Origin of the sequence: Streptomyces polygonati, from assembly GCF_042650325.1 — a bacterium.
Classification (GTDB): Bacteria; Actinomycetota; Actinomycetes; order Streptomycetales; family Streptomycetaceae; genus Actinacidiphila; species Actinacidiphila polygonati.
Map to the genome: position 1 here is coordinate 417,572 of NZ_JBHSBB010000013.1, position 23,399 is coordinate 440,970.

Annotated in this window: 19 protein-coding genes and 1 tRNA gene; 9 read left to right on the forward strand and 11 right to left on the reverse strand. The window is 72.9% G+C overall.

Going from position 1 to position 23,399, the window contains the following annotated elements:
- The first annotated feature begins 187 nt into the window (after positions 1–187).
- The 5 genes from ACFO3J_RS20045 to ACFO3J_RS20065 all read left to right on the forward strand — a co-directional run bounded on the left by ACFO3J_RS20045 (position 188) and on the right by ACFO3J_RS20065 (position 5,819).
- The gene (locus ACFO3J_RS20045; RefSeq protein ID WP_386430834.1) at positions 188–871 is read left to right on the forward strand and encodes a helix-turn-helix transcriptional regulator; all 684 of its coding nucleotides are present in this window, start codon (positions 188–190) and stop codon (positions 869–871) included.
- Between the two features lie 396 nt (positions 872–1,267).
- A complete protein-coding gene (galT, locus tag ACFO3J_RS20050; protein ID WP_386430836.1) occupies positions 1,268–2,314 on the forward strand; it encodes a galactose-1-phosphate uridylyltransferase in 1,047 nt (348 codons plus the stop codon).
- Entirely contained in the window at positions 2,311–3,291 is a 981-nt protein-coding gene (gene galE, locus ACFO3J_RS20055; protein ID WP_386430838.1) for a UDP-glucose 4-epimerase GalE, read from the forward strand. Before galT ends, galE begins: the two co-directional genes overlap by 4 nt.
- On the forward strand, positions 3,288–4,436 hold the full coding sequence (gene galK, locus ACFO3J_RS20060; protein ID WP_386430840.1) for a galactokinase: 1,149 nt from the start codon (positions 3,288–3,290) through the stop codon (positions 4,434–4,436). Before galE ends, galK begins: the two co-directional genes overlap by 4 nt.
- Positions 4,437–5,000: 564 nt before the next feature.
- Positions 5,001–5,819 (forward strand): LuxR C-terminal-related transcriptional regulator, encoded by an 819-nt coding sequence (locus tag ACFO3J_RS20065; RefSeq protein WP_386430842.1) that lies wholly within the window; start codon positions 5,001–5,003, stop codon positions 5,817–5,819.
- On the opposite strand, the gene ACFO3J_RS20070 is transcribed toward ACFO3J_RS20065, so the two are convergent.
- Positions 5,778–6,275 (reverse strand): MarR family winged helix-turn-helix transcriptional regulator, encoded by a 498-nt coding sequence (locus ACFO3J_RS20070; RefSeq protein ID WP_386430844.1) that lies wholly within the window; start codon positions 6,273–6,275, stop codon positions 5,778–5,780. The two genes, ACFO3J_RS20065 and ACFO3J_RS20070, sit on opposite strands and share 42 nt — an antisense overlap.
- Positions 6,276–6,427: 152 nt before the next feature.
- Here ACFO3J_RS20070 and ACFO3J_RS20075 point away from each other — a divergent pair, with 152 nt between their 5' ends.
- On the forward strand, positions 6,428–7,273 hold the full coding sequence (locus ACFO3J_RS20075; protein WP_386430846.1) for a trans-aconitate 2-methyltransferase: 846 nt from the start codon (positions 6,428–6,430) through the stop codon (positions 7,271–7,273).
- Positions 7,274–7,291: 18 nt separating this feature from the next.
- On the opposite strand, the gene ACFO3J_RS20080 is transcribed toward ACFO3J_RS20075, so the two are convergent.
- The 6 genes from ACFO3J_RS20080 to ACFO3J_RS20105 form a co-directional block, all read right to left on the reverse strand.
- Complete coding sequence (locus tag ACFO3J_RS20080; protein WP_386430848.1) at positions 7,292–7,774, reverse strand: hypothetical protein; 483 nt, start codon at positions 7,772–7,774, stop codon at positions 7,292–7,294.
- Positions 7,775–7,872: 98 nt separating this feature from the next.
- Positions 7,873–8,466 (reverse strand): aminoacyl-tRNA hydrolase, encoded by a 594-nt coding sequence (pth, locus tag ACFO3J_RS20085; protein WP_386430850.1) that lies wholly within the window; start codon positions 8,464–8,466, stop codon positions 7,873–7,875.
- A 158-nt stretch (positions 8,467–8,624) separates the two neighbouring features.
- Positions 8,625–9,248 carry a 50S ribosomal protein L25/general stress protein Ctc gene (locus ACFO3J_RS20090; protein WP_386430852.1) on the reverse strand — a complete coding sequence of 208 codons (624 nt, stop codon included), beginning with the start codon at positions 9,246–9,248 and terminating at the stop codon, positions 8,625–8,627.
- Between the two features lie 219 nt (positions 9,249–9,467).
- Positions 9,468–10,454: a ribose-phosphate diphosphokinase gene (locus ACFO3J_RS20095; RefSeq protein WP_386430854.1), complete on the reverse strand. Its 987-nt coding sequence runs from the start codon at positions 10,452–10,454 to the stop codon at positions 9,468–9,470.
- Positions 10,455–10,595: 141 nt separating this feature from the next.
- A complete protein-coding gene (glmU, locus tag ACFO3J_RS20100) occupies positions 10,596–12,053 on the reverse strand; it encodes a bifunctional UDP-N-acetylglucosamine diphosphorylase/glucosamine-1-phosphate N-acetyltransferase GlmU (protein WP_386430856.1) in 1,458 nt (485 codons plus the stop codon).
- 72 nt (positions 12,054–12,125) lie between these two features.
- Positions 12,126–12,197 (reverse strand) — tRNA-Gln (locus tag ACFO3J_RS20105).
- Positions 12,198–12,507: 310 nt separating this feature from the next.
- On the opposite strand from ACFO3J_RS20105, the gene ACFO3J_RS20110 reads away from it, so the two are divergent.
- The gene (locus ACFO3J_RS20110) at positions 12,508–13,509 is read left to right on the forward strand and encodes an acyl-CoA desaturase (protein ID WP_386430858.1); all 1,002 of its coding nucleotides are present in this window, start codon (positions 12,508–12,510) and stop codon (positions 13,507–13,509) included.
- A 121-nt stretch (positions 13,510–13,630) separates the two neighbouring features.
- Positions 13,631–14,233, forward strand: a complete 603-nt coding sequence (locus tag ACFO3J_RS20115) for a TetR family transcriptional regulator (protein WP_386431055.1) — start codon at positions 13,631–13,633, stop codon at positions 14,231–14,233.
- A gap of 104 nt (positions 14,234–14,337) precedes the next feature.
- On the opposite strand, the gene ppc is transcribed toward ACFO3J_RS20115, so the two are convergent.
- The gene (ppc, locus tag ACFO3J_RS20120) at positions 14,338–17,076 is read right to left on the reverse strand and encodes a phosphoenolpyruvate carboxylase (RefSeq protein WP_386430860.1); all 2,739 of its coding nucleotides are present in this window, start codon (positions 17,074–17,076) and stop codon (positions 14,338–14,340) included.
- Between the two features lie 221 nt (positions 17,077–17,297).
- Between ppc and ACFO3J_RS20125 the strand changes: the two genes are divergently transcribed.
- Complete coding sequence (locus ACFO3J_RS20125) at positions 17,298–18,677, forward strand: sensor histidine kinase (RefSeq protein WP_386430862.1); 1,380 nt, start codon at positions 17,298–17,300, stop codon at positions 18,675–18,677.
- A gap of 73 nt (positions 18,678–18,750) precedes the next feature.
- Here ACFO3J_RS20125 and ACFO3J_RS20130 read toward each other — a convergent pair whose 3' ends face one another.
- The 3 genes from ACFO3J_RS20130 to ACFO3J_RS20140 form a co-directional block, all read right to left on the reverse strand.
- A complete protein-coding gene (locus tag ACFO3J_RS20130; RefSeq protein ID WP_386430863.1) occupies positions 18,751–19,683 on the reverse strand; it encodes a DivIVA domain-containing protein in 933 nt (310 codons plus the stop codon).
- A gap of 183 nt (positions 19,684–19,866) precedes the next feature.
- Positions 19,867–22,347 (reverse strand): SUKH-4 family immunity protein, encoded by a 2,481-nt coding sequence (locus ACFO3J_RS20135; protein ID WP_386430865.1) that lies wholly within the window; start codon positions 22,345–22,347, stop codon positions 19,867–19,869.
- Positions 22,348–22,354: 7 nt separating this feature from the next.
- Positions 22,355–23,365, reverse strand: coding sequence for an HNH endonuclease (locus ACFO3J_RS20140; protein ID WP_386430867.1), 1,011 nt, complete (start codon positions 23,363–23,365; stop codon positions 22,355–22,357).
- Between the last annotated feature and the right edge of the window lie 34 nt (positions 23,366–23,399).

Sequence of the window (23,399 nt, forward strand, 5' to 3'; positions counted from 1 at the left end):
CCGAACGCAATTGCCGGAAGCTTCTGTCCCGATGAGGGCGCACGCGGTCCGGTGAGCGTGTAGCTTCGCGGCCAATAGGACAGGTCCCCGCAGAACGGGGCGGGGTCGGGACCTTCCTGTTGGCGGTATGCACGGGCACGGGGACCGGCGGCGGTCCTGGCCCCTGGGGGGATTGGGGATACCCGACATGGGCGTACGGCTCGTCGTGGTCGACGACCACCGGCTGCTCGCCGAGGCGCTCGCCTCGGCGCTCAAGCTGCGCGGACACCGGGTGCTGGCCGCGGCGGCCCCGGCGGCCGGCGCGGCCGAACTCGTGCTGAGCAGGTCGCCGGAGGTGTGCCTGTTCGGTACGGCGGCGCCCGCGGAGCCGGGCGCGTTCGACGCGGTGGCGCGGATAAAACGCGAACGGCCGGTGGTGGCCGTGGTGGTGCTGGGCCCGGTGCCCGATCCGCGCGGCATCGCGGCGGCCTTCGCGGCGGGCGCCTCCGGCTACGTACGCCACGACGAGCGGATCGAGGGCGTCGAGCGGGCGATGGCCAAGGCGCGGGCCGGCGAGGTGGCGATCGCCCAGCCGCTGCTGCAAGGTGCCTTCGCCGAACTGCTCAACCCGGCGCGGCAGCCCGACGACGAGGGCGCGCGGCTGCTGGAGATGCTCACCCCGCGCGAGGTCGAGGTGCTGGTGCGGGTCGCCGAGGGCGAGGACACCCGGCTGATCGCGGCGGGGATGCGGATCGCGCCGAGCACCGCGCGCACCCATGTGCAACGGGTGCTGATGAAGCTGGGCGTGGGGTCGCGGCTGGAGGCGGCGGCGCTCGCCGCGCGCACCGGGCTGCTGGACCGGGCGGCGGAGGAGACGGCCGGGTCCGTCTGAGCAGAATCGTCACTGCATGCGTCCGCTTCCCGGCCCCGTCCGCCCACCCGCCATCCGCGTGCCCGCCGAGGCCCTGCCGCCGGGCCGCCGCGACCGCGCGGACGGTGCCCGGCCCGGTCCGGCCGGGTCGCCGGCTGTCCCGCGTACGGGCCCGGCCGGGATTCCCGCCCGCCCGGCCCGGCGGGCCCCGCCCCCGCTGCCGGCCGCCGCCGGGCCCTCCCCCTGTCCCACCTGCCGACATCTGTTCGGCTTTGTTTGGTTACCTGCACCGTGACACCGTGATGGCCTGCTCCGATCATTGTGAAGTTCGGCAGGCTCCGCGCATTGACTGAGCTGTTCTGTTGTGGTTCATTGTGTGCGGTTCTGTTGGGAGATTGTGGTGTGAGGTGCCGCAGGGTGAAGAAAACGACGACCCTGCTCGCGGACGGCCGCGAGCTGATCTACTACGACTCCGCCGATTCGGTGGTGCGCGACGCCGTCGACCTGCGCCCGCTGGAGCCTGTCGCCACGACCTCCGAGGTCCGTGCGGACAGGCTGCTGGGCGACGCGGTGGCGGTCGCCTCGCACCGGCAGGGACGCACCTACCACCCGCCCGCGGACCAGTGTCCGCTGTGCCCGTCGCGAGAGGGGCTGCTCAGTGAGATCCCGGCCGCCGACTACGAGGTGGTGGTCTTCGAGAACCGCTTCCCTTCGCTGGCCGGCGACAAGGGCCGCTGCGAGGTGGTCTGCTTCACCTCCGACCACGACGCGTCCTTCCGCGACCTGACCCCGGCCCGCGCCCGTCTGGTGCTCGACGCCTGGACCGACCGCACCCAGGACCTGTCGCAGCTGCCCGGCGTCGTCCAGGTCTATCCGTTCGAGAACCGCGGGGAGGAGATCGGCGTCACCCTCGGCCACCCGCACGGCCAGATCTACGGCTATCCGTTCACCACCCCGCGCACCGCGCTGATGCTGCGCTCGCTGGCCGAGCACCGCGAACGCACCGGCGGACGCAATCTGTTCGACGACGTACTGGCCGACGAGATCGCCGACGGCAGCCGGATCGTACTGACCGGCGAGCACTGGACGGCCTTCACGCCGTACGCCGCACACTGGCCGTACGAAGTGCACCTCTACCCCAACCGCCGGGTGCCGGACCTGCTCGGGCTGGACGAGGAGGCCCGCGCCGCCTTCCCGGCGGTCTATCTGGAGCTGCTGCGCCGCTTCGACCGGATCTTCGGCGACGACCAGCCGCCCACGCCGTACATCTCGGGCTGGCACCAGGCGCCGTTCACCGCCCCGGACCGGCGGGAGTTCGGCCTCCATCTGGAGCTTTTCACCATTCGGCGGACGTCGGGCAAGCTGAAGTTCCTCGCGGGCTCCGAATCGGGCATGGGCGCTTTCGTCAACGACGTGCCGCCGGAGTCCGCCGCGACGCGACTGCGAGAGGTGGCGACCCCGTGAGTACTCCGCGCAAGAAGCTGCTGGTGACCGGCGGGGCCGGGTATGTGGGCGGCGCGGTGGCCGCGCGTCTGCTGGAGGCCGGGCACGAGGTGGTGGTGCTGGACGATCTGTCCACAGGCTTCCGGGAAGGCGTCCCGGCGGGCGCGCGGTTCGTCGAGGGGCGCGTCCAGGACGCCGCCAAGGTGCTCGACGGCTCCTTCGACGCGGTGCTGCACTTCGCCGCGTCCTCCCAGGTCGCGGAGTCGGTGGCGGACCCGGAGAAGTACTGGCGCAACAATGTGGCGGGCACCCTCGAACTGCTCACCGCGATGCGGGAGTCGGGGGTGCGCACGCTGGTCTTCTCCTCCACCGCGGCGACCTACGGCGAGCCCAGTGAGGTCCCGGTCACCGAGAGCGCGGCGACCGCCCCCACCAATCCGTACGGTGCGAGCAAGCTCGCCGTCGATCACATGATCGGCGCGCAGTGCGCGGCCCACGGGCTGTCCGCGGTGTCGCTGCGCTACTTCAACGTGGCGGGTGCTTACGGGTCCCACGGCGAGCGGCACGAGCCCGAGTCGCACCTGATCCCGCTGGTGCTCCAGGTGGCGCAGGGCCGGCGCGCGGAGATCTCCGTCTTCGGCGAGGACTACCCGACGCCGGACGGCACCTGCCTGCGCGACTACATCCATGTGGCGGACCTCGCCGAGGCGCATCTGCTGGCGCTGGACAAGGCCCCGGCGGGCGGGCATCTGATCTGCAACCTCGGCAACGGCGCCGGTTTCTCGGTCCGCGAGGTGATCGAGGCGGTCCGGCAGGTCACCGGGCACCCCGTCCCGACCGTGGTGCGGCCGCGCCGGGCCGGCGACCCGGCGGTGCTGGTCGCGTCCGCCGACCGCGCCAGGGACGTGCTGGGCTGGCGGCCGCGCCGCACCGACCTCGCCGAGATGGTCGGCGACGCCTGGACCTTCGCACAGTCGCTTACGCGGGAGACGCCATGACACAAGCCGCTGCCGGCGAGGCCTTGACCGACGCCTTCACCGAGGTCTTCGGGCGCGCCCCGGAAGGCGTCTGGGCGGCGCCCGGCCGGGTCAATCTGATCGGTGAGCACACCGACTACAACGACGGCTATGTGATGCCGTTCGCGCTGCCGCACACCACCCGGGCGGCGGTCGCCCGCCGCGACGACGGGCTGCTGCGGGTGCACTCGGCGGACATGGACGGCGGGGTGGTGGAACTGGCGGTGGACGCGCTCGCGCCCGGCGCCACCGAGGGCTGGGCCCGCTACCCGGCGGCCGTGCTGTGGGCGCTGCGCGAGGCCGGGCACGACATCGGCGGCGCCGACATCCACTACGCCAGTACGGTGCCGGTCGGCGCCGGGCTCTCCTCCTCGGCGGCGCTCCAGGTGGTCACCGCGCTGGCCCTGACCGAACTGCACGGCGTCGAGCTGCCCCGGCAGGAGCTCGCGCTGCTCTGCCAGCGCTCGGAGAACGTCTACGTGGGCGCCCCGGTCGGCGTGATGGACCAGACCGCGTCCGCGTGCTGCACCGAGGGCCACGCGCTGCACCTGGACGTACGGGCGCTGGCCCAGCGGCAGGTCCCCTTCGACCTGGCCGCCGAGGGGATGCGGCTGCTCGTGGTGGACACCCGGGTCGAGCACGCCCACGCGGACGGCGCCTACGGCGAACTCCGGGCCGGCTGCGAGGCGGCGGCCGCCGCGCTCGGCCTGCCGGCGCTGCGCGATGTGGCCTACGACGACCTGGACGCGGCCCTGGCCGTGCTCCCGGACGAGCGGCTGCGCCGGCTGACCCGCCACATCGTCACCGAGAACCGCCGGGTCGAGGAGGTCATCGCCCTCCTGGACGCGGGCCGCACCCGCGACATCGGGCCCGTCCTCACCGCCGGGCACGTCTCCCTGCGCGACGACTTCCGCATCTCCTGCGCGGAGCTCGACCTCGTGGTCGACACGGCGCTCGCGGAGGGGGCGCTCGGCGCGCGCATGACGGGGGGCGGCTTCGGAGGCTCCGCGATCGTTCTCCTGGAGGAGTCCGCCGAGGCGAAGATCGCTTCCGCGATCACCCAGGCGCTTCCCCGGTCCCGCCACTTCCCCACGACCCCTGGGCGGGGCGCCCACCGCCTCTCCTGACGCCCGGCCCACGCCGCCGCGGCGTGCGCCGTCGCCGGGTGCGGCCGCGTCGTGGTTGTTCGCGCAGTTCCCCGCGCCCCTGGGTGGGGGTGCGTTGCCCTGCGGGGTGAGGTGTGCCCCGTCAGGGGCGCGGGGAACTGCGCGCTCAGGTTTCGCCGGGCTGAGGTCGGGCGACGGCGGGAAGGGGCTCGCCACCGTTGCCGGCGGTAGGGAACTGCGCGCTCAGGTTGCACCGGGCGGGGGCCGGCCGGCGGCCGGCAGGGGCTCGGGACCGTTGCCGGGCGGCGGTGGACGCCCTATCGCGTCACCCCCGCCCCACCCGTGCACCGCCGAAGGCAATTGCGTGGGCGTCCGGCCGGTAACTTCCGTCAAGGAGGTACCAATCGACGGTTGAACGCCTACGCTTTTCCCACGACGCCGGTGGGGGCCGGTGTCCATCAGGGGGCGAGACGCAAGGGGTCCGGCACCCGGGCGAGGGGCGGCGGTCCCGGGCCGGGTGCCGGATCCCACGCGAAAGCCGCCCCGCCGCCACTGGGGGAGTGCCCTTTTACGGGAGTGGTGTCCGTGGGACGAATCCGCGTTCTCGTCGTCGATGACCATCGCATCTTCGCTGAGTCGCTTGCCGCCGCGCTCGCGGCGGAACCCGATGTCGACGTCTCGGCCGCGGGGAGCGGCCCCGCCGCCCAGCGCTGCCTGGACCGGGCATCGGTGGACAACCGGCGGTACGACGTACTGCTCGTCGACGCCGACCTCGGCTCGGGCCCGCGCCCGCCGGTGACGCTGGCCGCGGTGCCACCGCTGTCGCCGCAGTCGGTGGCGGCCGAGCGCAGGCCGCCGGCCGAACCGCGTGACCCGGTGCTGGACGGACTCGCCCTGGTGGAGCGGGTGCGCGCCGACTACCCGGGGACCCGTACCGTCGTGCTGGCCGAGCGGGACGACCCGGTGCGGGCCGCCAGGGCGCTCCAGGCGGGTGCCTCCGGCTGGGTCGCCAAGGACTGCTCGCTGTCCCGGCTGCTGGCCGTGGTCCGCGGCGTGCTGCGCGACGAGACGCATCTGCCGCCCGCGCTGCTGACCGGGGTGCTGCGCGAGCTGACCGCGGCCCGGCGGCACCGTACCGAGAGCGAGCAGCTGGTGGAGTCGCTCACGCCGCGCGAGCAGGAGGTGCTGCGCTGTATGGTCGCGGGCCTGGGCCGCAAGGCGGTGGCCGAGCGGCTGTTCCTGTCGCCGCACACCGTCCGCACCCATATGCAGAACGTGCTGGGGAAGTTGGGCGTCCACTCCACGCTGGCCGCGGTCGCGCTGGCCCGCAGGGCCGGGGTCGGCCCGGTGGAACTCGTGCCGTCAGCCGGGGACGTTGTCGAAAGGCGCGGTCAGCTGTCGTAGCAGCGACGCCAGTTCGTTGCGCTGCCGGTCGCTCAGCTCGCCCAGGATCGCCCGCTCCTGGGTGAGCAGTCCGGCCAGTGCCCGGTCCGCGCGGTCCTGGCCCTCCGTGGTGAGCCGGACCAGCACCCCGCGCCGGTCACTCGGGTCCGGCAGCCGCTCCACCAGCCCGCGCTGGGCGAGCCGGTCGATCCGGTTGGTCATGGTGCCGGAGGTGACCAGCGTCTGGGTGAGCAGCTGCCCCGGCGAGAGCTGATACGGCGGACCGGTGCGCCGCAGCGAGGTCAGCACGTCGAACTCCCACGGCTCCAGGCTGTGCTCGGCGAACGCCAGCCGCCGGGCCCGGTCCAGGTGCCGGGCGAGCCGGCTGACCCGGCTGAGCACCTCCAGCGGTTCCACGTCGAGGTCGGGGCGCTCTCGGCGCCATGCAGCGACCAGCCGGTCGACCTCGTCCTCCATGGCGATCAGTGTAGTAGGTCTGTCGATATGAAGTCTCTTGACATCAAGATAGTGAGGGGTGGAGTCTGGGCAACGAGGCCGGGAGCGCCTCCGGCGACGTGTCGCCGGATGCCCTTCGTGACGGCTCCGCACCAGCCCAGGGAGTTCGCACCGTGCAAGAGTCTCCGACGTGGGACCCCCGCCAGTACCTCCGGCACGCCGACCACCGCACCAGGCCGTTCGACGACCTCGTGGCGCGGATCACCGAACCGCCCGGCGGCGGCGCGCCCCGGATCGCCGACATCGGCTGCGGCCCGGGCACCGTCACCTTCCGGCTCGCCGACCGCTGGCCCGGCGCCCGGATCACCGGCTTCGACAACTCCCGGCCGATGCTGGACGAGGCCGCGCGGCACGCGGGACCCACCAGCGGCGGCGGCAGCGTGGACTTCCGGCCGGCCGACGCCACCGTGTGGACGCCCGACGAGGACTACGACCTGATCGTCTCCAACGCTGCCCTCCAGTGGGTCCCCGGGCACGCCGACCGCTTCCCCGACTGGCTGGAGCACCTCACCCCCGGCGGCACCTTCGCCTTCCAGGTGCCCGGCAACTTCGGTGCCCCCAGCCACACCCTGCTCGCCGACCTGTGCGCGACCCCGCGCTGGCGGGACCGGCTCGGCTCGCCCGACCTCCGCTCCATGCGGGTGCTGACGCCCACCGACTACCTGGAACGGCTCATCGGACTCGGCTGCGAAGGCGTGGACGTCTGGGAGACCACCTACGCCCAACTGCTGCAGGGCGAGGACCCGGTGCTGGAATGGACCAAGGGAAGCACCCTGCGGCCGGTGCTGACCGCGCTGGGCGAGGACGACGAGGCCGTCACCGCGTTCGTGGCGGAGTACCGCGACCTGCTCCGTACGGCATATCCGCCCGGCCGGTACGGAACGGTCTTCCCCTTCCGCCGGATCTTCGCGGTCGCCCGAACCGCGGGACCGGCGGGGCCGGCACCGGACGGGGCCTGAGCCGGCCGCCCAGGGGCCTCACAAGGTCAGGAACGCCGCGCCCAGCAGCGCGCCGCCGAGGCCCGCCAGGATCAGGGCGATGCGGGCGTTCCGCAGGCCGCCGGCCACCAGCAGGGCCGCCAGCAGCAGCGCGCCGCCGAAGGGGACCCAGGCGAAGAGCAGGCCGCCGGGGCCGGAGCGGATGGCGGTGGTGGTGTCGGGTTTGATCACCACGTCCACCTGGTCGCCCACATGGTGGCGTACCGGCAGGCTCACGGTGACCTGGGGCCGGGCCAGCGCCGAGCCCTTCGGGGCGAACGGTCCGGTGCACTCGTCGGACGTGCCGCACGCGGTCAGCGTCACCGTGCCCTGCTCGCGCCCCTTGGTCAGCACCACGTATTGCGCGGTCTGCCAGGAGTCCCAGCCGGCGGCGACCAGGATCAGCAGCGCCAGCGCCCCCGCCGCCACCATCCGGGCGAAGACTGCCAGCCCCGAGACCCCTTCGGAGTCGTCATTCGCCATGCCGGTGATCTTTGGCCATGGCGTGGCATCCGGTCAACTCGGCGCCTCACCGCGCAGCACACCGCCAACCGCCCACCCCACGGCGCCGGTTGCCGCCGTCAGTTGTTGTACGTGCTCTGCGCCCGCTCCAGGCCCTCGGTGATCAGCGCCTCCACCGCGTCGGCGGCCCGGTCCACGAACCAGTCCAGCTCCTTGCGTTCGGACGACGAGAAGTCCTTGAGCACGAAGGCCGCCACGTCCATCCGGCCCGGCGGGCGGCCGATCCCGGCGCGTACCCGCAGATAGTCCGGGCCCAGCGCCTTGGTGATGGACTTCAGCCCGTTGTGCCCGTTGTCACCGCCGCCCAGCTTGAGCCGCAGCGTCGGATAGTCGATGTCCAGTTCGTCATGCACGGCGATGATCCGCCCGGTGGGGACCTTGTAGAACTCCTTCAGTGAGGTCACCGGCCCGCCGGACAGATTCATGAAGGTCATCGGCTTGGCCAGCACCACCCGGGGGCTGCCCGCGCCGATCGGGCCGATCCGGCCCTCGACCACCTGCGCCTGCGCCTTCTGCGCCCGTTTGAACTTCCCCCCGATCCGCTCGGCGAGCAGATCGGCCACCATGAAGCCGATGTTGTGCCGGTTCCCCGCGTACTCGGGACCGGGATTGCCCAGGCCGGCGATCAGCCAGGGATCTGCGTTGTCGCTCATCCACGTCTCCGTGTCGTCGTATCGGGGCAGGGCGCACCGGACAGCAGGCCCGCGCGAGGTCCGGGAGGGAAGGAGGCCCCGCGCGTGAAGCAGCCGCCGCCGCACCCCGGAGGGTACGACGGCGGCCGGGTGCTTCGCTCCGGGATTCCGGCCTCGGATCAGGCCTCGGCGCCGGCGGTCTCGCCCTGCTCGCCGGCCTCGCCGCCCTCGCCCGCTTCCTCGGTGCCCTCGGCCTCGGCCTCGGCCTGCGCGGAGACGACCTGGATGACGACGATGTCGCCCTCGATGGCCAGCGTGGTGCCCTTGGGCAGCTCGATGTCCTTGGCGAGGATGGCCGCGCCGGCCTCCAGGCCCTCGACGGAGACGGTGACGCCCTCGGGGATGTGCGTGGCCTCGGTCTCGACCGGCAGCGTGTTGAGCAGGTGCTCCAGCAGGTTGCCGCCCGGGGCCGGCTCGCCCTCGACGTTGACCGGGATGTCGACGGTGACCTTCTCGCCGCGCTTCACGGACAGCAGGTCGACGTGCTCCAGGAAGCCCTTCAGCGGGTCGCGCTGCACGGCCTTGGGGATGACCAGCTCGGCGGCGCCGTCGATGTCCAGGGAGATCAGCACGTTGGCGGTGCGCAGCGCGAGCAGCAGCTCGTGGCCGGGGACGGAGACGTGCTTGGGCTCGGCGCCGTGACCGTAGATGACGGCGGGAACCAGATTGGCGCGGCGCACCCGGCGGGCGGCGCCCTTGCCGAACTCGGTGCGCAGCTCTGCGGCGATCTTGACCTCGGCCATGGTGATCGGACTCCTCGTACGGAAAGACGGTGGGAAAGCAGCTGCCGTCGCCCGACCCACGACGGGCCGTTCCACTTACGAGGAGCGCGCCGATAACGGAGAACGGTCCGGAAACGGGTCCGGGGCCTCCCTCGCCGAGCAACGCGGACAGCGTAACCGGCGGGAAGGCCCCGGACGAAATCGATCAGCGAGGCCGGTAGCGGGACCGGGCCCCGGTGGTCAGTGCGGGCTGCTGGCGTCCTCGAAGAGGCTGGTCACCGAACCGTCCTCGAAGACCTCGCGCACCGCGTTGGCGATGGTCGGCGCCATCGACAGCACCGTCACCTTGTCGAGCCTGATCTGGCTCGGGGTGGGCAGCGTGTCGGTGAGGATGAACTCGCTGACCCGGGAGTTCTTCAGCCGGTCGGCGGCCGGGCCGGACAGCACGCCGTGGGTGGCGGTGACGATGACGTCCTCGGCCCCGTTGGCGAACAGCGCGTCGGCGGCGGCGCAGATCGTGCCGGCCGTGTCGATCATGTCGTCGACCAGGACGCAGACCCGGCCCTTGACGTCACCGACCACCTCGTGGACCTTCACCTGGTTGGCGACATCGGGGTCGCGCCGCTTGTGCACGATGGCCAGCGGCGCGCCCAGCCGGTCGCACCAGCGGTCGGCGACCCGGACCCGGCCGGCGTCGGGGGAGACGATGGTCAGCTTGGAGCGGTCCACCTTGCCGCCCACGTAGTCGGCCAGCACCGGCAGCGCGAACAGGTGGTCCACCGGGCCGTCGAAGAAGCCCTGGATCTGGTCGGTGTGCAGATCGACGGTCAGGATCCGGTCGGCGCCCGCGGTCTTGAACAGGTCCGCCATCAGCCGGGCCGAGATCGGTTCGCGGCCGCGGTGCTTCTTGTCCTGCCGGGCGTAGCCGTAGAACGGCACGATGACCGTGATGCTCGCGGCCGAGGCCCGCTTCAGCGCGTCGATCATGATCAGCTGTTCCATGATCCACTGATTGATCGGGCTGGTGTGGCTCTGGATCAGGAAGCAGTCGGCGCCACGGGCCGACTCCTCGAAGCGCACGTAGATCTCGCCGTTGGCGAAGTCGAAGGCCCTGGTGGGCACCAGTTCGACCCCCAACTGGTATGCCACCGCCTCCGCCAGATCGGGGTGGGCGCGGCCGGAGAAGAGCATCAGCTTCTTCTCACCGGTCGTCTTGATCCCGGTCACTGCACCGTCTCCTCGGAGTTCGACTGGTGTTCGACACAGCGTCGCCCGAAGACGGGCGGGCCGGCGGAATTGTGTGCACCGCACACGGTACGCCCCATCCGGGACACCTGTGCACCTCGGAAGGGCCTGATGAGACGACCCTCACTCGCCCAGTGGGTCGCCTTGCCGCTCTGCGCGTTCGGCCGCCTGCGCAGCGGCACTGCCAGGGCGTTTACGGGCGACCCAGCCGTCGATGTTGCGCTGCTGGCCGCGTGCGACGGCCAGCGATCCGGCGGGTACGTCCTTGGTGATCACCGAGCCGGCGGCGGTGTAGGCGCCGTCCCCGATCACCACCGGTGCGACGAACATGTTGTCCGACCCGGTCTTGCAGTAACTCCCGACCGTGGTGTGGTGCTTGGCCTCGCCGTCGTAGTTCACGAAGACGCTGGCGGCGCCGATGTTGGTGTGCTCGCCGATCGTGGCGTCACCCACATAGCTCAGGTGCGGCACCTTGGTGCCCTCGCCGATCGTGGCGTTCTTCATCTCGACATACGTACCGGCCTTGGCCTTCGGGCCCAGCCGGGTGCCCGGCCGCAGATACGCGTACGGTCCGACGCTCGCCCCCGCGCCGACCTCGGCGTGGTCGGCGACGGTGTTGGAGATCCTGGCGCCGGCGCCGACCGCGGTGTCGGTGAGCGTGCAGTTGGGACCGACCTCGGCACCCTCGGCGAGGCTGGTGGCGCCCAGCAGCTGGGTGTTGGGGTGGACGAGCGCGTCGGGCGCGAAGGTGACGGTGACGTCCACCCAGGTCGAGGCCGGGTCCACGATGGTGGCGCCGTCCAGCATGGCCCGCTCCAGCAGCCGGTCGTTGAGCACCCGGCGGGCCTCGGCGAGCTGCACCCGGTTGTTGACCCCGGCGATCTCGCGGTGGTCGGCGGCCACGAAGGCGCCCACCCGGTGGCCCGCCTCGCGCAGGATGGCCAGGGTGTCGGTCAGATACTCCTCGCCCTGCGAGTTGTCGGTGGTGACCTTGCCCAGCGCCTCGGCCAGCAGCCGGGCGTCGTAGGCGTACACCCCGGAGTTGATCTCGGCGATGGCGCGCTGCGTGTCGGTCGCGTCCTTCTGCTCCACGATCGCGGTGACGTCCCCGCCGGCGCCGCGCACGATCCGCCCGTAGCCGGTCGGGTCGGGCACCTGCGCGGTCAGTACCGTCACCGCGTTGCCGTCGCCCTCGTGCGCGGCCACCAGGGTGGTGAGCGTCCCGACGGTGAGCAGCGGCGTGTCGCCGTAGGTGACGACCACCGTGCCGTCCAGCGCGACGCCGCGCCGGGTCAGCTCGTCCAGGCCGGTGCGGACCGCGTGCCCGGTGCCGTGCTGCTCGTGCTGGACCGCGGTCAGCGCCCGCGGATCGAGCCCGGACAGATGCTCGGTGACCTGCTCACGGGCGTGGCCGACGACCACGACCAGGTGCTCGGGCTCCAGCGCGCGGGAGGCGGCGACGACATGGCCGACCAGGGAGCGGCCGCACAGCGTGTGCAGCACCTTGGGGGTCGCCGACTTCATACGGGTGCCCTCACCGGCGGCGAGGATGACGACGGCAGCCGGGCGGTTGGGGCTCACGCGGGAGACTCCTCGGCTTCGGGTGTTGGACACCCGCAGGATACCGACGGGTCCGACCAGGAAAACGATCCGCTCCGCCGCCAGGACTCGAACCCGGACTTAAGGCACCAAAAGCCCCAGTGCTGCCGATTACACCACGGCGGATCAACTCGACTCTCCCGACCTGACGTCGGGCCTGCCGGTCTGCTGGCCACCATCATGCCGTACGACCCCCCGTGCCCGCGACGGTGATCCGGCCTGATGCGGCGGCGCTCCGGAGTGGAGAGCCGCCCGGCGGGAAGGCGTGGGAAAAGACATCAAAGGACCGATAGGGCCAAGTGGTCCTGTTGCCCCGGCGCGCGCCGCTGCAATACTTACGGAGCCGTAGGTTACGGGCGTAACCGACACGACCGGCCGCCGACCACCTCGACCGCCACCAGACACCCCCCAGATGTCGCCGACTCAAGGGACAGCCATGACCACTCAGACCGACGTGATCACCGAGTCCCGGGAACCCGGGCCCTCAGGACAGGAGCCGGTACCCCTGGCCACCCTCGGGGGTGAGAAGAAACGCTCGATCGAACAGATCGCGCTGCTGCTGTTCATCTGCGTCCCCTTCGTGGCGCTGGCCGCCGCGGTGCCCCTGGCCTGGGGACACGGACTCAGCTGGCTCAATGTCGGGCTGATGGTCGGCATGTATTTCCTGGGCTGCCACGGCATCACCATCGGCTTCCACCGCTACTTCACGCACGGCTCCTTCAAGGCCAACCGCCCGCTGCGGGTGGTGCTGGCGGTGGCCGGTTCGATGGCGGTCGAGGGCCCGATCGTGCGCTGGGTCGCCGATCACCGCAGGCACCACAAGTTCAGCGACGCCGAGGGCGACCCGCACAGCCCGTGGCGCTACGGCGAGACGCTGCCCGCGCTGATGAAGGGCCTGTGGTGGGCCCACATGGGCTGGCTGTTCGACGAGGAGCAGACCTCGCAGCAGAAGTACGCGCCCGACCTGATCAAGGACAACGACATCCGCCGCATCTCGCGGGACTTCTGGCTCTACACCGCGATCTCGCTGCTGCTGCCCGCGCTGATCGGCGGCCTGGCCACCATGTCGTGGTACGGCGCGTTCACCGCGTTCTTCTGGGGGTCCCTCGTTCGGGTGGCTTTGCTGCACCACGTGACCTGGTCCATCAACTCCATCTGCCACGCGGTCGGCAAGCGCCCGTTCAAGTCCCGGGACCGCTCCGGCAACGTCTGGTGGCTGGCCGTGCTGTCCTGCGGCGAGTCGTGGCACAACCTCCACCACGCCGACCCCACGTCCGCCCGGCACGGCGTGCTGCGCGGCCAGGTCGACTCCAGCGCCCGGGTGATCCGCTGGTTCGAGATGGCCGGCTGGGCCACCGATGTCCGCTGGCCCACCGAGGAGCGGATCGCCGCCCGGCGCACCGACACCGTCGAGGAGCCCGTCAAGCAGGCGGCATGATGGTCGGATGAGCGACCGAGGCGGCCCCAGCGACGGCACAGGCGGCGGGGACGCCCGGGAGGACGTCCCGACGCCGGCCGGTCGGCCGGGCCCGGCCGCGCCGCGCGCCCGGCGGGTCCGCATGACCGGCAAGGAGCGGCGCGAGCAACTGCTGGCCATCGGCCGCGCCCTGTTCGCCGAGCGCGGTTTCGAGGGCACGTCCGTCGAGGAGATCGCTCACCAGGCGGGCGTGTCCAAACCGGTGGTCTATGAGCACTTCGGCGGCAAGGAAGGCCTCTACGCGGTCGTCGTGGACCGCGAGATGCAACGCCTGCTCGACATGGTGACGGGGGCGCTCACCGGCGGCCACCCGCGCGAACTCCTGGAACAGGCCGCGTTCGCGCTGCTCGACTACATCGAGCAGTCCACCGACGGCTTCCGCATCCTGGTCCGTGACTCGCCGGTCGCCCAGTCCACCGGCACCTTCGCCTCGCTGATCAGCGACATCGCCACCCAGGTCGAGGACATCCTCGGCCGTGAGTTCGAACAGCGCGGCTTCGACCCCAAACTGGCCTCGCTCTACGCCCAGGCGCTGGTCGGCATGGTCGCCCTGACCGGCCAGTGGTGGCTGGACGCCCAGCGCCCGGCCAAGGCGGAGGTCGCCGCCCACCTGGTGAACCTGTCCTGGAACGGCCTGTCCGGCCTCGAACCCAGGCCCCGCCTGATCGGCCACCGCGAGAACTGACCGGCCCCGCGCCTTTCGACGCGGGGCCGGTCGTCTGCGCTCATATATTCGTACGGTCGTACGGTCCGGCAGCGCTGACCGGTGCCAGCGGGTGCCAGCTGGTATCAGCCGGTGTTGCGCAGGCCCGCCGCCACACCGTTGACGGTCAGCAGCAGCGCCCGGGACAGCAGCGGGTCCGGCTCCTCGCCGCGGGCCGCCGCCGCCCGCTGCCGGGCCAGCAGCGTCACCTGGAGGTACGAGATCGGGTCCATGTACTGGTCGCGGATCCGGAAGGTGCGCGCCAGCGCCGGGCTGGCCGCCAGAAGTTCACTCTCCCCGGTGATCCGCAGCACCTCGCGCACCGTCAGCTCGTGCTCGGCCTCGATCGCCGCGTAGACATGCTTCAGCTCGTCGGGCACCAGTGTCTCCACGTAGTGCCGGGCGATCCGCAGATCCGTCTTGGCCAGCGTCATCTCGACGTTGGACAGGAAGTTGCGGAAGAAGTGCCACTGCCCGAACGCCTCGTCGATGACCGCGTCCAGACCCGCCTCGCGGGCGGCCTTCAGACCCGAGCCGACGCCGAACCAGCCGGGCACGATCTGCCGCGACTGCGTCCAGCCGAACACCCACGGGATCGCCCGCAGTCCGTCCAGGCCCGCGCCGGAGTCCGGGCGGCGCGACGGCCGCGAGCCCAGGTGCAGCTCGGCGAGCTGGTCGACCGGGGTCGAGGCGAAGAAGTAGGCCGGCAGGTCCGGGTCCTCGACCAGGGTCCGGTAGGCCGAGTGCGCCGCCTCCGAGACCAGGTCCATCGCCGAGTCCCAGCGGGCGAGCATCTCGTCGGACTGCCGCGGCGCGGTGTGCAGCGCGGACGCCTGGAGCGTGGCGGCGACCGTCAGCTCCAGATTCTCCCGGGCCAGCGAGGGGATCAGATACTTGTCGGAGATGACCTCGCCCTGCTCGGTCACCTTGATCTCACCTTCCAGGGTGCCCCACGGCTGCGCCAGGATCGCGGTGTGCGAGGGGCCGCCGCCGCGCCCGACCGTGCCGCCGCGGCCGTGGAACAGCCGCAGCCGCACCCCGTGCCGGTGCGCCACGTCACGCAGCCGGCGCTGCGCCCGGTGGATCTCCCACTGCGAGGTGGTGATGCCGCCGAACTTGGAGGAGTCGCTGTAGCCGAGCATGACCTCCTGGACATCCCCGCGCAGCGACACCAGCCGCCGGTAGGAGGGGTCGGACAGCATCTCGTCCAGCAGCTTGTCCGCGATCTTCAGCTCGTCGGTCGTCTCCAGCAGCGGCACGATGCCGATCTTGGCGACGCCGGCGTGCAGATCGATCAGCCCGGCCTCACGGGCGAGCACCGCCGCCGCGAAGACGTCGTCCGAGCCCAGGCACATCGAGATGATGTACGACTCCATCACCTCGGGCCCGAACCGCTCGAAGGCCTCCCGGACGGTGTGGAACACCCCGAGCGTCTTGGCGCCCGCCTCGTCCAGCGGCGCCGGGGTCGGGGCCAGCGGGCGGCGCGAACGCAGCTCCTTGGCCAGCAGCTTGCGCCGGTAGTCGCGGGGCATGTCGGCGTACCGCCAGGACTCCTCGCCCAGCCGGTCGAACAGCTGCCCCAGCGCGTGGTGGTGCGCCTCGGCGTGCTCGCGGACGTCCATCGTGGCCAGTTGCAGGCCGAACGCGGACAGGGTGCGGATCGTCCGGTCCATCCGCCCGTCGGCGATCAGCCCGCCGCGGTGGGCGCGCAGCGAGTCCTGGATCAGCTGGAGATCGCCCAGCAGCCCGGCGGTGCCCAGGTAGTCGCGGCCGGGGACGTGCGGAGTGCCGTTGGCCAGGCGCTCCCGGGTGTTGATCAGCTTCTGCCGGATACAGGTGGCCTTGAGCCGGTAGGGCTCCTCGGCGTTCAGCCGCTTGTAGCGCGGGCTGATCTCCGGCAGCGCCACCAGGTCGTTGGACAGCGAGTCCAGCAGCTCCTGGCTCGCGCCGGAGTTGCGGATCGAGTTGGACAGCGCGCCGCGCAGCAGGTCCACCAGCGCCAGCGCGTCGGTGATGCCGTGCTCGTGCTGGAGGATCAGGACGTCCCAGGTGACCTGCGGGGTGACATTGGGATTGCCGTCCCGGTCGCCGCCGATCCAGGTGCCGAAGGTCAGCGGCCTGGTCTGCGCCGGCAGCGGCACACCGACCCGCTCCAGCTCGGCCGCCAGGTCCTCCAGTACGTCGCCGACCGCGCCCGCGTGCAGCTCGTCCAGGTAGTAGATGGCGTTGCGCGCCTCGTCGGCGGGCTCCGGGCGGACCACCCGCAGCTCGTCGGTCTGCCACAGCAGGTCGATGTTCTCCGCGAGCCGCAGATCGGCCCGGCGCTTGTCGCCGTTGCCGCCGCTGTTGTGGCCGGCCTCCAGCAGTTCGGCGATCCGGCGCAGCTTGTTCAGCACCGAGCGGCGGGCCGCCTCGGTGGGGTGCGCGGTGAAGACCGGCCGGACGTTGAGGTTCCGGACGGTCTCGCGGACGTGTTCGGGGTCCCCGTCCTTGAGCAGGTCGGCGGTCTGGGCGAGCAGACCGCCTTCCAGGGCGCGCCGCTCCCGCAGCTCGCGGCCCCGGTGCACCTGCTCGGTGACGTTCGCCAGATGGAAGTAGGTGGAGAACGCGCGGACCAGCTTGGCCGCGGTCTCCAGGTCGGTACGGCCGAGCAGGGCGGCGGCGGCCTCGCCGTCGCTGCGCGTCAGGGCGCGTACCTTCTCCACGAGGTCGAGGAGTTCCTGACCCTCCTGCCTCACCAGGGTGCCGCCCAGCAGCTCACCCAGGCGTCGGATATCGGCTCGCAAGGTGGTGCTGCTGTCCGGGGCGGTGTCGGCGCTGCTCACAGGTGCGGCTCCTTGTGCAGGGTGATGGACGGGGAATTCGCCGTACGCGCCCCTGCGTACATACCCGACGTACGTACCCGAGACGTTTGCGGCGTACTCGCGGACCGCGCTGTCCGACCGCTCCAGGATAGGTGGCCCTTCTCACGGCGAGACGGCCCGCCCACCTGACGGACGGAGAAGGGGCCGGTGCCTTCCGCGGGGTACGGCCTAGGCTGGAGGCCATGAGTACGACGGGGGCGCACGTACACGACGACGGGGCCGCGGGACCGCCCCGGACCGGATGGTGGTGGTGGACGAGGCGGCGCGGCTTCCTGCTCGACGCTTCGCTGGCGGCGGTATCGGCGCTGGAATGCGCCTTCGAGGGCGGGACCTTCGCGCAGAAGACCGGGATCATGCCCGGCGCGGGGGCGCTGCTGGGCATCGTGGTCGGTTCGGTGCTGCTGCTGCGGCGGCGCTGGCCGGTGGCGGTGGTGCTTGTCGGCGTCGCGGTGTCGCCGGCCCAGATGGGCTTCCTGCTCTCACTGGTCGGCCTCTACACGCTGGCCGCCTCGGAGGTGCCGCGCCGGATCACCGCGGCGCTGGCCGCGATGAACGGCCTGGGCACCATGCTCGTCGCCTTCCTCAACTTCGAGGACAGCCTGCGCGGCTCCACCGACGGCGACTCGATGTCGGTGCCGCTCACCTTGATCGTCTCGGCCCTGATGGCGCTCGGGCTGACCGCGCCGCCGGTGCTGCTCGGGCTGTACGCCCGGGCACGGCGCCGGCTGGTGGAGAGCCTGCGGGAGCGGGCGGACGGGCTGGAACGCGAGCTGGAACTGCTGGCCGAGAAGGCGCTGGAGCGGGCCGAGCGGGCCCGCTCCGACGAGCGCACCCGGATCGCCCGGGAGATGCACGACGTGGTGGCCCACCGGGTCAGCCTGATGGTGGTGCACGCGGCGGCGCTCAAGGCGGTGGCCCTGAAGGACCCGCAGCAGGCGTCGGCGAGCGCGGAACTGCTGGGGGACATGGGGCGGCAGGCGCTCACCGAGCTGCGGCAGATGCTGGGGGTCCTGCGGACGGCTTCCGAGGTGGTGGCGCGGCCGGCGCCGGTGCCGGTCGCCAGCGGCGGCAGCGCCGGCAGCGGCGACGCGGTCTTCATGGGCGCCGCCGGCGAGAGGACCGAGGGGGCTGGCGCGGGCGATACGTGTGCGGACGCCGATACGGTCGGGGGGCCGTGTCTGGCGGAGCTGGCCGCCCTGGTGGAGGAGTCGCAGACGGCGGGGATGGGGGTCGAGCTGACCGTCGAGGGGGAGTCCAGACCGTGCGGGCCCCGGGTCGAGGCGACGGTCTACCGGGTCGTCCAGGAGGCCCTGACCAATGTCCACAAACACGCGGGCGGCGCCAAGGCGCATGTCCGGCTGGCCTACCGCGAGGCCGAGATCGCCGTCCTGATCACCAACGGCCCCTCCGACGGCACCCCCACCACCCCGCTCCCCAGCGGCGGCCACGGCCTGCTCGGCATGCGGGAGCGCGTCACCTCGCACGGCGGCGGCTTCGCGGCGGGGCCGACCCCGGACGGCGGCTTCCGCGTCTCGGTGATGGTGCCGGCGCCGGCGGTGTGAGGACGGCCGGGCCCGGGCGGCCGTGGGCGGGACCGGGTGAGGGCCGGGCAAGCGGGGGTCGGGCGGGTGCCGCTCAGGCGGGCTCGGCCGGGGCCGGCGGCTCCTGGTCCTCGGGCAGGCCGCGGCCGGTCAGCGCCGCGAGGGTGGCCCGGATGTGGGCCAGGTGTGCCCGGATGTCGTCGCGGTGCTGCTCGTGCTCGCGCAGCATGCGCTCGGCCTCGCGCCGCACCCGGTCCTCCTGCGCCCGCGCCTGCGCGATGAGTTCGCCGGCCCGGGCCTCGGCCGCCGCCTGCTCGGCCCGCAGCGACTCCTCCGCGTCGGTCCGCTCCCGGTGCGCCTCGGCGAGCCGGTGCTCCGCGTCGGCGAGCAGATCGGCGAGCCGGCTGTTCACCCCGGCGTCCCGCTCGGCCAACTCGTGCTCCAGCGTGGCCAGCCGCTCGCGCCGCGAGCGCTCCGCCTCGCCGCGCCCGCGATCGGCGTCCTCCCGGATCGCGTCCAGCGCGGCGCCGGCCTCGCCGCGCACCGCGTCCGCCTCGGCGCGGGCCCGGCCCAGGATCTCGGCCGCCCGGGCGCCCGCCTCGTCCAGCACCCGCTGCGCCTGGTCCTCGGCGGCCACCAGCCGCGCGGACGCCGCCGCCCTGGCCTCGTCCTGAAGGGTGCGGCGAGCGGTGTCCGCCGCGTCCCGCGCGTACTGCGCCTCGGCCTCGGCGCGGTCCCGTACCGCCGCCGCCTCCTCCTCGACCAGCCGCAGCAACTCCTGGGCGCCGGTGCCGAGTACGTCGAAGGCGGCCGAGGTCAGCGCGTCGACCTGCTGCCGCAGCTCGATGTACTCCGCGTCCATCTCATTGGCCAGCACGGTCAGCCGGGCCGCCCGCTCCCACGCCGCGTCCCGGTCCTCCGACAGCTCGTCCAGGAAGCGGTCCACCTGGTCGGGCCGGTAACCGCGGGTCCGCACGCTGTCGAAGCGCCCCCGCGCCGCTGTCGATGCGGTCGTATCACTACTCATGGCCACTGCCTCTCGCCCTCGCCGTCGGGCTGATCCGTGGTGCCCATTTTTCGCTTAGGTCCGAATTGTACGAGTGTCGACACTCCGAGGTGTCTCCTACCCCGGAAACACGGACGGGCCGGGTGGAAGGCACACCTTCCACCCGGCCCGCACCAAATGGTCGCCGGACGGTCACCGGGACGGCTACAGCAGCCCGTCCCACATCTGCTCGACCAGCACCGACCACCAGTTGTCCGGCGAGGCGATCGCCGCCGGGTCCTGGGCGGCCAGCCGCGCCTGGAAGTCGACCGTCCAGCGGCCGGCCTGCTCCGGGGTCAGTCCCAGCCGCAGCCGCCACATCCGGCCGAGCAGCGCGAGGCTGCGGGCGAACTCCGGCAGGCTGGAGTTGACGAACTGCGGCGGCACCGGCGGCCCGCCCGCCGCGGCCTCCAGCGGCACCGCGACGATATGCGCGGTGCCGTACTGCACGCACAGCTGCTTGCCGAAGTCATTGCCCATCACCAGATACGAGCCGGCGTCCGCGGCCGGCCGCACCCCGCGCTGCTTGGCGAGTTCGGCGAGGGTCGGCACCGGCTGGCCCGGCTGGACCTGCGCCCAGAAGAACGGCCCGAAGTCGATCGGCAGCCCCGCCCACACCAGGGTCTGGGCCACGATGTCCGGCACGCCCTGGCGCGAGACCGCGCGCTGCTCGAAGCGGAAGACGCCCTTCGGGCCGAACGCGTCCGCCAACTCCTGCCCGATCACCTCGAGACCGACCGGCTGCACCCGCTGCACCCGGTGCGGGTCCGGCATCGGCACCCGCTGCGGCTGCGGGCGCGCGGGCGCCCCCGCGACCTGGTGCAGCTCGCCCTGATGGGTCAGCAGATGCCGCACGCCCCGGCGGCGCTCGGCGTGGTCCCGGCCGTAGGGCGCGGTGTGGCTGATCCGCACCTTGGGCCAGCTCTCGCGGATCATCCGGGCGCAGTAGCCGCCCGGCAGCTCGCACGACTCCAGCTCGGTGTGCAGCTCCAGCACCTGCTCGGGGCGCACGCCCAGCGACCGCAGCTCGTGCAGGATCTGCCATTCGGGATGCGGCGTCCCCGGCGCCGACCGCCGGATCACCTGCTGTTCGCTGCCGTCCGGCGCGCGGTAGCGCAGCACCGCCATGTACCCCGGCCCCACGGTGGGCACCGACGAGGCGGGCTGCGGCGGATAGCCGTAGGCGGGCGGCGCCGGTGGCGGCGGGGTCGCCGATCCGGCCAGCACCGTGGCGGCGTAGTGGGGGTCGGCTCCTGCCGGTGGCGGCGGCGGACCCGCGTAGGCGGGCGGCGGCGGGCTGCCGGCTCCGGGCGGGGGTGGGGGCGAGGGGCTCGCCGGGCGGGCGAGCACGGTGGCGGCGTAGTGGGGGTCGGGCCCCGGCGCCGGGGGAGGGAGTGGTGGCCCCGCTGCCGGGGGTGGCAGCGGTGGCGGCGGGGGTCCGGCGAAGAGGGTGGCCGCGTGCTGCGGATCGGGCTTCCCGGGTGTCCGCGGCGGGGGCGGTGCGTCCGGGCTCCGGCCGGCCGGTCCGGCAGGCGGCAGCAGACTGCTCCGCGACGCCTTGGCCGTCTCCAGGTCGGCGATGTCCGCGGCCCCGAGCCCGGGCGGCGGCAGCGGTACGGGCGGCCCGACCGGTGGCGGGTAGGACGAGCCCCCCGCGGTGTGCGGCATCCCGGGGCGCGGCGGAGCGGCGGCCGGGGGCCGGGACTCCTGCCGCGGGGCCGGCCTGCTCACCGGCGGCGGACTCAGGGTGGGCATCAGCTGCGTCCTGGCCTCGGAGCCGGGCGGCAGATCCTCCTCCGCCCGGTCGTCCCCGCTGATCGGCGGCGCGAACACGGTGGCCGGTATCGCGACGGACTGCCCTTCCCCGGTGTCACGCACCGTCTTCCCGGCCCAGCCGCCGTGGCCCGCCTCCGGCTGCGCGGGCGGCGAACCGGCCGGCGGGCGGCGGAAGTCGATGCCCTTGGAAGCCGGGGCGGAAGCGGGGGCGGCAGCCGGAGAAGGCGGAGGAACGGGTGCGGGTGCTGGTGCGGGTGCGGGGGAGGGGACCGGCGGGGGGACAGGGGAGGAGGACACCGGCGCGGGGGAGGCCGACGGTGCCGCGATGTCGTAGCCCCGGCCCGCGGGCCGCCGCCGGAAGTCGACGCCGCCCGGTGCGGTCGAGGCCGGCGCCGCCGCCTCCCGGCCGGGCGCACCCGCCGACGCCGACGCCGTGTGCCGCGAGGCCCCGGTGCGGGAAGTACCGGAAGAACCGGCGGCGGAAGCGGAGTAGGGGTCCGGGACACCCCGCGGGTCGGTCTGGTCCTGGAGCCGCTGCGGGGGAGTGAGCAGGAAGGAGGTCGCCTCCAGGTCCACCCGCCGGGGCGGCTCCGGCACCGCGTCGCTCGGGACCGGGCCGTACTCCTCCTCGTAGCGTCGGATCAGCTCACCGATGGGCAGGCCGGGCCAGAGGGTCGCCTCACCGCTGTCCCGGGCGATGACGACCCGGACCGCGCCCTCGTCGGAGGTCGGGCCGTCCGGCCGCGCCTCGGACCAGACCACGAAGCCGAGGTCGAACTCACGGACCCGGATCTCGCGGGTCTCGTACGCGGACACACCGCCGTTGACCCAGCGCTCCGCGCGCTCCTGGGCCTGCGCGAAAGTGACCATGTGCGCCTCACCCCTCCACAGCCACGGCGGCGGCGAAACCGCCGTCCACCATCAGATTCGCCACCGTCTCCAGCTCCGCCGGATTGCCGGCCAGCCGCAGCAGAAAGGCGTCCAGCGTGTCCCCGCACGGCTGGAGCAGCTCCGCCACCCGGTCCGCCGGACCGCTCCAGCGCTCGCCGTCCCGCACGTCGTCATAGCCGCAGAACCAGATCGAACCGGTCCGCCCGCCGCGCGTCTTCACCGCGAGGATGCCCCCCTGCACATAGCCGATGGCCAGATAGTCCTTGGTGAGATGGTCCCGCAGGCATTTGTTCACGTACACCAGGTCGTTCACCGCGGCGTCCTCGCGGACGGTGAAGAACGGCTGGTCGACCAGGAGTCCCAGCCCGGCGTCGAGGGCCACGCCCCGGGGCGCGCAGCCGCCGGCCGCCTTGAGGAAGGCGCGGTAGGCGCCCGGCAGCCGGTAGCCCAACTCCTCCTCGACGTCGCGCACCTGCTCCTCGCCGACCGCCACCGGGTCCTTGGGCAGCGCGAAGTGCACCGGGCGGGGGTCCTGCAGCGGGCGGGTGCCGCGCTTGCCGTGGTCGGCGACGGAGGTGGCCAGTCCGCCGTGGTGCCGCAGCAGCGCCTTGACCTCGACCGGGATCAGCTCCAGGCGGCGGCTGCCGCGCACATGGTGCCAGGTCCAGCCGTGCGGGGTGGCCACCGGCGACAGGCTGCCCCACAGCTCGTGGCCGGCGGCGTGCAGCGCGGCGTTGGCCGAGACGTAGTCGGTCAGCCGCAGTTCGTCCACGCCGAAGCCCTCCGGCGGCTGCGCGATCTCGGCGGCGGCCCGGGCGTAGGGCGAGAAGTCGGGATACCCCTCGTCGTCCACCCACACGCCCTGCGGATACCGGGCCGCCCGCACCGGATCGGGGAAGTGCACGACCTGTCCGGCGTAGGCCGCGTTGGGCGGCGCCGACCGCCCCGCGGCGACCGGTCCGGGAGGCGCTCCCAACCCCTGCCGATCTGTCGTCATGGCCGTTTCCCCCTGCTCCTGCCTGCTTTTCAAC